The organism is Croceicoccus sp. BE223 (genome assembly GCF_031457155.1).
Taxonomy (GTDB): domain Bacteria; phylum Pseudomonadota; class Alphaproteobacteria; order Sphingomonadales; family Sphingomonadaceae; genus Croceicoccus.
In genome coordinates this window covers 647,390-659,763 of sequence record NZ_JAVDWB010000001.1, presented here as the reverse complement: position 1 = coordinate 659,763, position 12,374 = coordinate 647,390, and the positions used below count along the sequence as shown (strand labels likewise).

General features: G+C 63.7%; 15 protein-coding genes. 2 read left to right on the top strand and 13 right to left on the bottom strand.

Features of this window, described 5'->3' with window-relative positions:
* Positions 1–136 precede the first annotated feature (136 nt).
* On the top strand, positions 137–256 hold the full coding sequence (locus J2X37_RS03465; RefSeq protein ID WP_310017772.1) for a ribbon-helix-helix protein, CopG family: 120 nt from the start codon (positions 137–139) through the stop codon (positions 254–256).
* Between the two features lie 10 nt (positions 257–266).
* Here the strand turns inward: J2X37_RS03465 and J2X37_RS03460 are convergent, their stop codons facing one another.
* Genes J2X37_RS03460 through J2X37_RS03445 form a run of 4 tightly spaced genes read right to left on the bottom strand, consistent with a single transcriptional unit; the run spans position 267 to position 1,691 of the window.
* On the bottom strand, positions 267–527 hold the full coding sequence (locus J2X37_RS03460) for a hypothetical protein (RefSeq protein WP_310017770.1): 261 nt from the start codon (positions 525–527) through the stop codon (positions 267–269).
* Positions 524–1,186 carry an N-acetylmuramidase domain-containing protein gene (locus J2X37_RS03455; RefSeq protein ID WP_310017768.1) on the bottom strand — a complete coding sequence of 221 codons (663 nt, stop codon included), beginning with the start codon at positions 1,184–1,186 and terminating at the stop codon, positions 524–526. Before J2X37_RS03455 ends, J2X37_RS03460 begins: the two co-directional genes overlap by 4 nt.
* A complete protein-coding gene (locus tag J2X37_RS03450) occupies positions 1,183–1,548 on the bottom strand; it encodes a hypothetical protein (RefSeq protein ID WP_310017766.1) in 366 nt (121 codons plus the stop codon). The genes J2X37_RS03455 and J2X37_RS03450 overlap by 4 nt, the downstream gene beginning before the upstream one ends.
* A complete protein-coding gene (locus J2X37_RS03445; RefSeq protein ID WP_310017764.1) occupies positions 1,545–1,691 on the bottom strand; it encodes a hypothetical protein in 147 nt (48 codons plus the stop codon). Before J2X37_RS03445 ends, J2X37_RS03450 begins: the two co-directional genes overlap by 4 nt.
* Before the next feature lie 95 nt (positions 1,692–1,786).
* On the opposite strand from J2X37_RS03445, the gene J2X37_RS03440 reads away from it, so the two are divergent.
* On the top strand, positions 1,787–2,785 hold the full coding sequence (locus J2X37_RS03440; protein WP_310017761.1) for an acyltransferase: 999 nt from the start codon (positions 1,787–1,789) through the stop codon (positions 2,783–2,785).
* On the opposite strand, the gene J2X37_RS03435 is transcribed toward J2X37_RS03440, so the two are convergent.
* From J2X37_RS03435 to J2X37_RS03395, 9 genes are read right to left on the bottom strand one after another with little or no spacing between them, the layout of a single operon-like run.
* Positions 2,729–3,256: a hypothetical protein gene (locus J2X37_RS03435; protein WP_310017759.1), complete on the bottom strand. Its 528-nt coding sequence runs from the start codon at positions 3,254–3,256 to the stop codon at positions 2,729–2,731. The genes J2X37_RS03440 and J2X37_RS03435 overlap by 57 nt on opposite strands.
* A gap of 9 nt (positions 3,257–3,265) precedes the next feature.
* Positions 3,266–4,432, bottom strand: a complete 1,167-nt coding sequence (locus J2X37_RS03430) for an alkaline phosphatase D family protein (protein ID WP_310017758.1) — start codon at positions 4,430–4,432, stop codon at positions 3,266–3,268.
* Positions 4,429–5,049: a hypothetical protein gene (locus J2X37_RS03425; RefSeq protein WP_310017756.1), complete on the bottom strand. Its 621-nt coding sequence runs from the start codon at positions 5,047–5,049 to the stop codon at positions 4,429–4,431. Before J2X37_RS03425 ends, J2X37_RS03430 begins: the two co-directional genes overlap by 4 nt.
* Complete coding sequence (locus J2X37_RS03420; RefSeq protein ID WP_310017752.1) at positions 5,046–5,546, bottom strand: hypothetical protein; 501 nt, start codon at positions 5,544–5,546, stop codon at positions 5,046–5,048. The genes J2X37_RS03425 and J2X37_RS03420 overlap by 4 nt, the downstream gene beginning before the upstream one ends.
* On the bottom strand, positions 5,546–5,692 hold the full coding sequence (locus tag J2X37_RS03415) for a hypothetical protein (RefSeq protein WP_310017750.1): 147 nt from the start codon (positions 5,690–5,692) through the stop codon (positions 5,546–5,548). The genes J2X37_RS03420 and J2X37_RS03415 overlap by 1 nt, the downstream gene beginning before the upstream one ends.
* Positions 5,689–6,588: a hypothetical protein gene (locus J2X37_RS03410; RefSeq protein ID WP_310017748.1), complete on the bottom strand. Its 900-nt coding sequence runs from the start codon at positions 6,586–6,588 to the stop codon at positions 5,689–5,691. The genes J2X37_RS03415 and J2X37_RS03410 overlap by 4 nt, the downstream gene beginning before the upstream one ends.
* On the bottom strand, positions 6,588–7,535 hold the full coding sequence (locus J2X37_RS03405; RefSeq protein WP_310017746.1) for a hypothetical protein: 948 nt from the start codon (positions 7,533–7,535) through the stop codon (positions 6,588–6,590). Before J2X37_RS03405 ends, J2X37_RS03410 begins: the two co-directional genes overlap by 1 nt.
* Positions 7,535–8,431 carry a hypothetical protein gene (locus J2X37_RS03400; protein ID WP_310017743.1) on the bottom strand — a complete coding sequence of 299 codons (897 nt, stop codon included), beginning with the start codon at positions 8,429–8,431 and terminating at the stop codon, positions 7,535–7,537. The genes J2X37_RS03405 and J2X37_RS03400 overlap by 1 nt, the downstream gene beginning before the upstream one ends.
* Positions 8,428–12,366, bottom strand: a complete 3,939-nt coding sequence (locus tag J2X37_RS03395) for a hypothetical protein (RefSeq protein ID WP_310017741.1) — start codon at positions 12,364–12,366, stop codon at positions 8,428–8,430. Before J2X37_RS03395 ends, J2X37_RS03400 begins: the two co-directional genes overlap by 4 nt.
* Positions 12,367–12,374 lie beyond the last annotated feature (8 nt).

The following is a 12,374-nucleotide window of genomic DNA, read 5'->3' as shown; positions in this document are numbered from 1 at the left end:
CCATGTGATTGGTTAGGGCGGCTTGAGAGGTAGTAACTCTCTTGCCGCCCGTATTTTATGGGCCTATAAAAAGAACGTGTCAATAATTAACGGACCCAAGAAAGCGCGCGGGCGCCCCAAGGTTGATAGCGAAGCTGTGAAAGTTCGTATCGAACGCGATCTCCTCGCCGCCCTCGACGCGTGGATCGAAGCGCAGGACGACCACCCTTCGCGCCCCGAGGCGATCCGCCGCATCCTTCGCGACACGCTCCGCTAAGAGACCGCATTCATTCTCCTTGCTCCACCGGCACAGGATGCGCCGGGGTGTTGGTCACTTCGACTTGTTGGAGGTCGCCATCAGTGCGGCCGAAGTAATAGCCGATCACCATACCGGCGAGCGTGTTGATCCCCCCGACCAGCTGCACCACGACCTCGCGGTTCTGCTCCGGCACGACGAAGAAGCTCATCACGATCACCGCACCAGCGAACATCGCCAGCACGACGAGCGCGAGCAGGAAGCGCACGAACGGGCGCGTGACCCAGCTCACGCCCCCCGCTCCATCGCGGCGGCCAGCTTCGTATGATAGCCGTGCCGGGCATAGGCGGGGCCGTTGAACCCCTGCGCAAAGGCGCGGCAGTCGTCGGGATCACGCGACAGGGCGCGCAGCTCGTCCTTCATCCCGTGCTTTTCGATGTAGAGCGACAGCAGCTCGTAATGCGCCTTCTCCGATCGCACCGTCGACCGGGCGAGCGCGAAGGACGATGCGAGGCCAAAGGTCGACCAGTGCAGCCCGAGCACCTGGAACTTGCCCCAGCTGCACGCGCCGAATGCCGCGCCGGGATCGACCGAACAGGCCGCGGCCAGCTTCGCCCAGCTGCTCACGTCGTACCCGCCCCATTGCGGACTGGAGAAGGTCGCGGGCGAATGCTCCCCGTTGGTCAGGCGGTGGAACAGGTGCCGCTCGAACAGCATCTTGGGCCGCCCCTGCGCGTCGAAGGCCGACCCGCCGCTTTCCACTTTGGCCACCGCGCGCAACTGGCGCAGCGAGCAGCCCAGTCTGGCAGCGAATGCCGCCATGTCGGCGTCAGTTACGGCCGGCGCGTTCCGGTTCACGAACGAAGCCAGCAACGCCCCGCTCGACACCGGCCCGAAGATGCCGTCGACCTTCACGCCCAGCGCGCCTTGCAGTTCCCTCACCGTCGTCATTCTTGCCCCCCGCGATATTTCTCGGCGGCGATGATCCGCGCCGCTTGTTCGCGCACTTCGCCGCTGCCCTGGATGATGGCCTTCAGCCGCATCGTCTCGGCCTCGGCCTCGGCGTGCTTGTGCTTGCACTCGACCAGCTCGCGCTCGACCGTTTCGACCCGGGTGGTCAGCGAGCAGACCCGCTTTTCCAGACCCTCGATCAGCCGCTGCGTGCTGGCGTCCAGCGCATCGGCCCGCCGATCCATCCGGCCGCCGACGTATTCGACCAGCCACTTGGCGAAGAAGAACCCCGCCCCGCTCGATGCGCCGACGGCGCTCCATGCAGCGACGCCCTGCAACCACGCGTCGACGCCACCCGTCACACCCGCACCCCGTCCCGGATCTCCGCCATCTTGCGCAGCATCAGTGCCCGCGCCTCGCGCCAGAGCAGCCAGCGCCGCAGGCACAGCACCGCAACCCCCGCCAGCGCCACCGCGCCGACGAGGGCGACCGAATCGTCGCTCATCGTGAATTCCTTTGTGCTGCAAACCGGTACTGACCCGGTGATAGTAACAGTGACTTTTACTTGATCTTCAGAGCTACCCGGCAGACCGTGGGTCGATGGGGAAACGTCTTTACGGTCTCGACGCGCTTCGAGGCCTCGCTGCACTGGCGGTGTTCATTTTTCATCTCGACGCTTGGTTCGGGACGATACCGGGCAACTGGACCCGCGGTGGCATGGCGGTAGACCTGTTCTTCGCAATCTCCGGTTTTGTCATGGCAAGAACGTTCGAGCCGCGACTGGCCTCTGGCGATCTATCGCCCGTGCGATTCATGGTTTTGCGCTACCGTCGGCTCTGGCCCGTTTTCGCCATCGGCTGCGCGATCGGCGCGGCGAATATGTTGGCAGGCGGATTTGATCCGGCTCTCGTCATTATCGCCTTCGCCTTGGCCATGGCGTTCTTGCCAGCACCACTCTTTGACGAACGGCCGTTCCCCATCAATGGCCCAGGCTGGTCGCTGTTCTATGAGCTCGCCGCCAACATTCTTCACGCTGTCGCGCTCGCCCGGATTGGCAATCGCGCGCTCCTGTGCCTTACGATTATCGCTGCTTTTTCCTACCTGGCCGCCACCGCCGTGATCGGTCATGAGACCGGCGGCACTGACGTCGCCTACTTCCTGCCGATGGCTGTCCGCGCCCTGTCCGGGTATCTTATCGGCATGGCCATATTCCGTTTTGGCTGGCAGGAATTCCAGGTCACCCCCTGGGTAGCGCTGACGACATTCGTGCTGGCGATGATCGTTGGCCCGATGCTGCCGATTTGGTTTTTCAACCCGGCGTTCTGCTTTATCCTAACGCCCGTGATGATCATTGGCGCTGCCCGGATGGACAGCAAACACGCCTCGCTTTGCGCGGCCCTCGGTCTCTTGTCCTATCCGCTTTATGCAACCCATCGGCCAGTCATCGACTTCGCGCGATCAATCGGCCTCGAAATGCCGGGGGCGGCAACCTTGTCGCTGACCGTGTCGGCACTCCTAGTCATCTTGATCGAGCAACGTAGATCAGGCGGTATTAAGACCGTAAAGAGTCGCCTTGCCGGCCGTCAGGGTGCCAGTTGACGGATAGACCCGCAGCCCATTCATCGAGCCAGTATTGTCGAGCGAACCTCCACCGATGGCCCGCACGATGCTGCCCGTCTTAGCATTGACCACACTGTCAACGGTCATCGTCTTGTAGAGTGCGGCAGTAGGGTTGCTGATCTGCACCATTGCGCTGCCGCTTTTCCCCGCCGCATTCCCGATGCCCCAATCTGATGCACTCCCGTAGATCAGCGGAACGAAGGTGCCGGTCTGCGTATTGGTTGATTCAATCGTACTCGACGAGGAATGCACCCGATGGTGCCAGCGGTAGCTGGTCGAGATCTCCGAACCGGCGATTTTGAGGCGCAATTGGATAAACGCCCCGTCAGTCCCGACGACAAGCCCGTCCAGCATCAGAACAAGGCGCTGGTATCCGCTGAGAGTGAGGCTGCTAAAGTCAAACTGGTTCGAAGCCGGGGCCGATTGATGCGAAATGATAGACCAAGCCATGTCAGGGCCTCACAGATTGAATACGGGGGAATAGGTGACGAGCGTTGACCCGGCAGCGTTCTTGCCGACCGCCGCTACCGTGATCTGGGACGCGCCCGTCTTGGCGAAGGTCAGGACCGCAAACTGGCCGTTGTTGGTGTATTGGCCCTGCGAATAGGTCGCTCCGCCATAGGTTGTGTCGCCGGTCCTATCGAGCGGCGAGCATTGCAGGGTGACGAATGGTTCGCTGCCGAACGTGTGGTTTGTGCCGTTATCAAAGGCGAGCGAGTGCATGTCGGCGGAAAGCACAAGGCACCGGCCAGGTGCTTCGGCATGGATATGCGCGCCAAGTTCGGTGCGTTCGGTCGTGAAGCCGCCCCAATGATCGGCACCGGCAGTCGCCACACCACCCCAGGCCCGCGAGCAAAGCCACACGAACAGTTTTCCATCGTTGGCCGGGTTCGAAAACAGACCCTTGAACCATGTCTTCTGCGTGGTGCCGAGCATGGTCTTGCTGGAATTGTCGGTTGCGGTCTTGTCCGAGGCTGCCGCACGCTGGTCGGTCACGATGAACACGACCCCGATGCCGTCAACATTGATCTCGAACGAGTGATAAACCGGGTCAGTCGAAGTGGACGATTGCAGCGGATAGGAGGGAGCCCGCTTGCGATACATCGAAGACGAAGCCGTCATCCCCGAACCAGCGTGGCTGTCGTTCGGCCCAAAATCGTGGTCGTCGTAAATCCACAAGGAGGGAATATCGCGAAACAGTTGGGCAGGCTTGGCTTGGGCAAACACCCGATCCAGCGAGCCGTTGACGACCGCTTCCGAATTCAGGAAATTGTCGTCGTAGTGAATATCCCCCAAGTGCAGGAACAGGTCGGGCGCTTCGGTTCGGATCGTATCATAGACCGCAGCGTTGCTTCCGCTGCTCGCATCACCCGAAACGCAGACCTTGAGGGTGGTCGCGCCCAGCGTCTTGAACGTCCCGATTGTCGCTTGCAGAATACCGTCAATTTCAGCGCCGTAGTAATAGCGGGTGTTGGGGTCGAGACCCGTCAAGATGAACTTGGCTGTCCGATCAATCGTAACTTGCGATGCAGAATACGACGGCGACGCGAGTCCGCTATCGGTCGAATAGGCAAGCCGCACATTGGTATTGCGGGTAGTGCGGATGGAAATGGTTGCCCCGCTCATGACAAAGCCCCCACCCACATCGACGCCAGCGCAACAGCACCTGCCGTCCGAGCGGACTTTTTGACGCCGTAAACGGCAAGGCTTCCCTCGGTGATCACCCCGGTGCTGTCAGGAATAAGATGGAACCCGTCGATGGTTCCAGCCACTTCGAGCGTAGCGCATCCAATACCCCTATATGTGGCAGTGCCCGGTGCGTTGGAAATCATACGGGCTTCTTCAAAGATCATGTTCTTGAACAAAGATGGATCGTTGTCGGAAATGAGCACGCCCCAACTCGCGGAATGACTGCCCGCGTTTGTCACGTTGGTCGAAAGAAGGGCGCGGTCGCCGCCTTGGCTATAATAACTACCAACCGTAGTTGAGCTACTATCAACGGCGTTTTTCAGGTAACGGTAGCCGCTCGCCCGCAGCGCGCCGTCGACCGACACCCGAAGCCCGATCTGAGTGTTTACAACGCTGACCCTCACCCCGTCGATAGCCACGAAGATCGATTGGTAATCGGTTAGGTCGAGACCCAAGAGGGGGATGGTCCCACCTTCAATCGTCGTCGCGCGGGCGACCAAAGGGAACTCGCTCAGGTCGCCCCCGGAAGGAAAAGGGCACGATTGGACGATCATGCGGTCCTCTTGAGCGCGACGGCGAACAGTGTGGCGACGGCCGAGGCGGTCACCTTCAGCCATGCGCCAGCTTCCAGAGTCGCAGGGCTGGACGTACCGGAAAACGTAGCGGGCGCGGCGGCCGTGCTTTTCTCATAGGCGACTGAGCCTGTCCCGCTGGTCCCCTGTTGTGTAATCGTCATGGCTTCGCTTGCGTAAATCCGCACTTCGCCATCGGCGGTAAAATTGGGCACCCATTCCAGCGACCCGCCGCCGCCAGTGGCCGAAATGGTGATCGTATCACCGCCGTCATTGACGGTGATCTCGATACCCGAGCCCTCAATCAGTGCAGTGCCGATGACATCGCGCACCTGTTCGTCGGTGTAGGCATCAGGGATCGTCGCGACTTCAGCATACAATTCAGTGAAGTTGTCGTTGATCTTGTCGCCACCCGTGCGCAGATCGTCCCCAGTGTTGTCGTTCGGGCCCGCGCCCAGATTGATTGTCTGCTGCGCCATCAGGTCATATCCCACTTCCAAAGGGTGCTATCGAATTTGACGGCCGTGCTGTCGAAAGTCGGCGTGGACTCCACCAGCAGAGGGCGCCGGATGCCGTCGACGCGGCGGTAGATGATCCGCCCGCCCTGGTGCAGCACCCTCATCATGATTTGGTCACCGTGATCGTCCACGTGCCCAGCACGGTGGTGTTGTCGGAGCTCCGCGCGGTGACAGTGAATGTCGCCGTTCCGGGCGTATTTTGTGCGAAGGTGATCGACGTGCCCTGAAAGCCGGAGGTGAGGCTCGCCGACGCGCCCGAACTGCCCGACTTGGTATAAACCCACCGGACCAGGTTGCTGGCGCTCAGCGTGACGCTCTGCCCGCTGACCGATCCCGGCACGGGGCTGAACGTCGTCGCCGTGTCACGGGACAGCGCAATGTCCGCCTCGTCGCTGCCGATCGTGCCGACGGAATCGGTGACCGTCAGTTCATACCTGGCTTCGCGGCTTTCGCCGTAGGCCAGGCCGGTCGCGGAAAAGGTCGGCGTGGTCGTCGTCTCGTCCGTGATGGTGATCGCATCGCCCGACACCTTTACCCATGCGTAGGAATAGGGCGGCACACCGCCGGAAACGTCAACGCTGCTGGCCGGATAAGTGGTGCTGAGCGTCCCCGCCGTGCCGCTTCGTGACCTGTTGGCGACCGAAACCGAGAGCGCCGCGGCGCGCAGGAAGGTCACTGTTACGGTGACCGTCGTCACCGTGTCCGTCGCCGCATCGGTCACCGTGCACAGGAAATAGGCCGTGCGGCTCTCTCCGATGCCCATGCTCGCCGCCGTGAAGGTGGTCGTCGCCGCAGCCGGGCTGTTGATCGTGATCGCCCCGCCCGACAACTTCGTCCAGGCGTAGCTATAGGGGCCCGTGCCGCCGACCGCCACGGCGGTCACCGCCTCGCTGGTCAAGGTGGCGGTCGACCCCACGGTCGATCGGGATGCGGGCGAAACCGAGACGGCCAGGTCGATCGCGACCTCCGCGTCCGGATCGCCGAAGAAGGGCGGCGCGAACATCAGGCTGCGAAGCCCTTGCGCACGGTGCCGTAGAAAAGGCCGTTGCGCACGCGATAGCTGATGATGTCCTCGGCATTGGGGGCGGTCGAAAGCACCCCGCCCACCGCCTTGCCGCTAGGAAAGCGCCAGTTCGTATCGTAATCGATCGTGCGCCCGCCGGTGCCGTCCTGCGGCACGGCGATATCGCCCCACATCCCGTCGATCGCGTTGACCGGGTTCTCCAGGAACACGTTGCCGGTCAGGGGCCCGATCGCAAAGTTGCGCCCCGCGGCGAAGTCCAGCTCGATCGAGGCCGCATAGGCCACCGCCACCTCGTCGCCGGCGGCGTAGAGGTTGGCCGGGGTCAGGCCGACATCGGTGGCGATACCCGCCCGCACCTGCGCCGCCGTCGCCGCGCCCAGCGCCGCAAGGTTGGTTCGAGCTGTCGCCGCATCACTCGCCCCCGTGCCGCCGTTGGCAACGGAAAGATCGGTGCCCGACCAGTCAGCGCCGTTGATGGTGTCGCGCATCGCCAGCGCGCCTGCCTCGATGCCGCCCGCCGTGATGTCTTCGGCCGACACGTTCAGGCCGATGGCCCAGTCCGCGAAAGTGCCCGCGCCCGTCACCGACAGCACGTCGACCGTCAGATCCGGGTGGGTATAATCGGTGACCGTCCCCAGCATGTAATTGTCGGCATCGGCCGAGATGATGACCGACTGCCCGGCGACGAACGAAGCCTCGGTGTCGAGCTCGAACACCAGCGTGCCCGTCCCGATCGCCACCGACGTGGAGCTGGTGGACGAAAGCGCCCCGGCCATCAGCTGCGCGATGTAGAGGATCGCCGCGCGCAGCTGCGTCACGAAGAGCACCAGCCAGGCGACAAAGGCGTCCGCCTTCGACGCGAAATCGACAGCAGCTTCGCCCCGCACCGGCGCATCGGGCGGGGTGGTAATTTCCGGTGCGGCCATCAGGTCAGCCCTTCAATCTCGATGTTGCAGAGGGAGTAAGTCGGGTATTCGATCGCGATCTTGAACTCGCGGAAAAAGCCGACGACGATCGAACTGGTGTAGGCGTCGGCCGGGATCCACACGACGGGCGTGGCGCGAATGCCGGCCAGCGTCCTGTAGACCGGATCGACGCGTCTCTTTTCCACCAGCGCGCGGGCGACGACCGTGCCGGAATAGGGACGCTCCGACACGAACAGGTTTCCGAAATCGTCGGCTTCCTTGAGGCTGTAGTCGGTGATCCCGATGCCCATGCCCTTCTCGGTCACGCCGAAATCCACAAGGCGCCCGATCGCGAACCAGCCCACGCCGGCCGTGGCATCGGCATAGTTCACGGTGATCCGGACGGTCGTGTTGTAGTTGTTCGGCAGATCCGTCAGGATCAGCTTGTCGGTGGTCTCGATCTCCGCGAAGAAATAATCGTACCAGTTGTCGATGCCGTCGACCGAAACGAGCGGATAGTTCTCGTCGTAGATCGTGTTCCCGTCTGCATCCGCGACGACGACGTCGACATCCGTCCCCGTCAGGTTCAGCAGCGCCAGGCTGTCCGCCCGGCCGGTCACGTCGATGCTAACGTCGACCGACCCTTCCAGCACAGTCCGCGTGCCGACCTTCTTGTCGAACATCGCCCACAGGTTCGTCGGGCCAAGATCGAGCCATTCGGCAGGATTTTCGGCGGGATCCTTGCCGGTGTTGCCCGCCAGCGCCTCGTAGGCGATGCCGGTGCCGTCCGCCTGGATCACGCGCACCTGGTCGGCGGTGACATAGGCCGTGGCTTCATCCCACACCGGCAGCGTCTCGGTGACGTTGGTGTCGATCAGGTTCGCACCGGTGATCTCCAGCGGCAGGATGATCTTCATGACGCAGTCGTCGCCAGCGCAACGCCGTTACGGCTGACCCGGCGGATGAGCGTCGCGGTGTCGATGCTGGCCAGCGCACCCGCCTCGATCGCGGTGTGCAGACGCTCGAGCAGCTCGTTGTTACGATCGAGGCGCGGCGCCAGGTCGGCGTTCGTCTGCGCCGGCGAGGTCTGCGAGATGACCATCCGCTCCAGCGCATCCTCGATCGACAGCGCCGTGTCGTTCAACTGGATGAACTGGCTGACCTGCTCTTCCAGCACGTCCAGCTGCGCCTGCGCCTCGCTGACCATGCCGTCCGCCGCGCCGATCGCGCTGTCGGCGTAGCGAGCCACGCGGGCGACGTCGCGCTGGTAATCCTGCAGCGAACTGGCCTGCCGCTTGGCGACTTCCAGGAAGTCCTGCCCGACACCGGGGAGGAGGCCCATGGCATCCCTGTCGCCCAGCGAGGCGAGCCCGCCGACCCGCTGCAATTCGGCGAGGCGGCGAGTGTAGGAGCTGGTCGCGTCGTCGGTCTGGTAAAGCCCGTCGCGGAACTCGCGCAGGGTGTCGCCCAGATCGCCAAATGTCTTGATCGTCGCATTGAGCTCGGCGCTTTCGCGCTCCCACGCATCGGCCAGGTCCTGATGCGCCCAGACCTGCTGCTGCAGCGGACGCAGCGAGGCGTCCATCGCCGCCAGCTCGGCCTCGCGCTGTTTCGCGGTGGCTTCCAGCGCCCGGCCCTGCGCATTGAGCAGGTCGACCTGCAGCTGCGTGCGCTGCGCCTTGATCGCCTCGGCCAGCGCCTTCAGCGCCTCCTTGTTGGCCGCGGCGGCATCGGCGGCGTCCTTGATCACGCCGAACTCGTCGGCCAGCTCCATCAGCGCGCCGTAAAGCTCTGGATTTGCGAGCGCGTCGGTGGCTTCGACCAGTTTCTTGTATTCGGCGACGGTATCGACCGAGCCCTTGCCGAGCGGGGTCAGCGTGTCCTTGATCGTCTGCTTGGCGAACTTCAGGTTTTCCGCGTCGGTGTAGAACGTGGAACGATAGTTCGCGCTGATCTGGTCGATGAGCGCCTGCTGCTGGCGGGTCATCAGCTCCTGCAGCTGCCCGAACTCTTCGGCGCTCGCCCCGGCCTCGGTGAAGATCTCCTTCAGCTGGGCGAAGCGGTCGGCAATGTCCTCCAGGCCGACGACCAGCGGGCTGGTCATCGCCTTCAGCTCGCGGAACACACCCTCGAACGCGAGCGCCTTCTGCAGCTGGGCCTCGAACTCGCCCTCCTTCTGCAAAAGCGCCTGCGTCCCCGCGCGGAGGCCCATCAGGGCCCCGTCCTTGATCGCATCCTCTATCGCGAAGGCAATCGCAGCCTGCGCATCGTCGCCGAAGTCGATCGCGCCCTTGCTGGTCTTCAGCGACGTGCCGCTGCCGTTGACGCGGTAGTCCTTGCCGCGAATGCCGATGGTTGTGTTGAAGCCGCCCAGCGTGCCGCCCAGCGCCTTGGCGATGCTATCCAGGCCGGAGAGGACCGAACCCGCCAGATCGCCCGCGGCATCCATGCGAGAGCTGCTGTTGCCGAACACGCTGAACTGGTCGACACCGGTGATCGTCGCCCCGCCGGACTTCGTCTTCTTGAACAGCCCGCCGACGAAGCCGCCCGCGATACCACCCAAGACGCTGCCGATCGCCCCGCCCAGCGGCCCGCCGATCGCCGTGCCCAGTGCCTTGCCCGCCGCACCGCCCAGAGCCGCGCCGATCTTCTCCGTCGTCGAATTCTTGCCCAGCACCAGCTCGCTGGCCATCATGCCGGCGCCAGCGCCCTGCAGAAGGCTGGACATGGTTTTCGCGAACGGCCCGCCAGCGCCGAAAACGTCGGACAATTCGTCGCCGATCGTCCGGGCGATGACCTTGCCGGTCTTCTCGTCCTGGCGCGTGCCGATCGTCGCGTTGAGGATATCGCCGAGCGGCCCGCCGACCGCCGACGTGTTGCCGGAGAATACGCCGAGCAGTCCGCCGATGGCGTTCCCGACGCCGCCGAGGTTGCCGAGCAGGCCGATCATGTCGCGCAGCTCATCGTTAAGCAGCTTGGCCTTTTCGGCCTCCGCTTCCATCGCGCTCTTTTCGTTGATGATCTTCGTCCGCAGGCGCAAGTATTCCTCCCACGCTTTGTTCACGTCGCTGATACCGTCCTTGGCCCACTGCGCCTTCAAGGCCTGCTCTTCGAAGGCGAGCGCCGCGAGTTCGCGTTCCGGACCGACCTTGCCCAGCAGGGCCAGCTCCTGTTCCAGCGGCACGATGACGTTCTGGCGCCAGTCAGCCTCCGCCTGCGCGCGGGTCAGTCTCTCCCACTCGGTGACGTTCGTCCGGATCGCGGCGGCCTCTTTCTGAAGCGCCTCGGCCTGTTCCTTGGACAACCCGGCGACGATCGCCTTTTCCGCGGCGAGCGCCGCAGTTTCGGCCTCCATGCGCTTGATCTCGATCGCGGTCTTGCCGAACTGCGCGATTTCCTTCTCGAGCGAGGCGTTGAAGCCCTGTGCCGCCTTCAGGGCGCGGTCATAGGCCCTGGCGAGTTCGTCGACTTCCCGGGACTTGCGTCCAGCGCTACCCGGCGAATCCGGGCGCTCCCCGATGAGTTCGCCCGCTTGTGCGCGGATTCGGTCCTGAAACCGCTTTTCCGCGGCATTGCCGACCGCACTGGTGAACGCGCCCCAATAGTTCTTCTGCGCTGCGTCGAACGCGGTCGTGAAGGCGTCCGCAGCGCCCTTTCCCGCCCCGGCATACGTGTTTTCGATCATCCCGATCTGCGGAGCGGTCAACGTCGCGATGTCGACGCCGGGCAGCCTGTTCGCCGCATTGATCAGCGCGTTGATGCCGTTCACCGCCATCTGCACCATCTTGTTGATGGCCGCGATGGTCGCGTTCGCCGCATTCGTCGCGATGTCGCCGATCGCGCCGGGCAGGCGCGACCAGGTCGCACCGATCGCGTTGAACCCGCCGACGAAGAAACCGACGACATTGTTGATCAGCTTCGCGCCCTCGGCGTTCATGTGGGTGAACCACTCGTCGAACCAGCCACGCGCGGCTGTGACAGCCGGGCCGATCACGTCCCAGATGCCTCCGGAAACGACATCCCACGTGCCCAGGGCGACGTCGCCAAAGGTGACCGTGGTATTCTCCAGCTCCTTGATCTCGTCCGCCGTCAGGCCAAGTGAGCGGATGAAAGCATCGGTGCCAGCGCTCTCGTTGAGCGAGTCCGTGAACTGCTTCATCTGGTATGCGCCGGCGGCAGCGCCGACCGCAAACACACCAAAGCGCGCAGCACCCGCGCCAAGGCGCTGGACCAGTCCGCCGACACTGAGCTCGGCCTGCTCCATGGCGTCCTTGATCTGCGGCCCCTGCTGGACAAGCGCCATCATCACGCCGCGAAGCGGATCGCCCGACTGCGCCGCCATGGCGAACTGGACTCCAAGGTCCTGCACCTGGAAGCCCAGATTGCGCATCCCGAAGGCCGTCTTGCCCGATGTCGTGTTGATGGTGTTGGTCGTGCCTTCAAGCCGCTGGATCTCGGCATTGGCCGCGCGCAACCGGTTCGCGACATCCGTCAGGCCGCGCGATTCCGCCGCCAGCGCCCGCTGCTCGACCCGCATTTCGCGGATCTCCTGAGTGGTCTTGCCGAATGTCATGGCCTGCCAGTCGAGCTGCTTGATCATGCGCTCGGCCGCGCTCTCTGCGATGCGGTTGCTGCGCGACAGGCTTTCCATCTCGCGCGTGTAGGCGTTGCCGAACGCCTTCACCTCGGCCGTGCTGCCGGAAAGATTGACCATGCCGGACGTGGCTTTTTCGATTTTCGCCGCTTCCGCCACCACCTTGGCTTCGGTGGTGTCCATCACCGCCTGCAGCTGCTGCAGGGATTCGAACGAACCTCCGGTGTCGATCGCGAAGCCGACCTCAAGTGAAGGCATACCTTCCA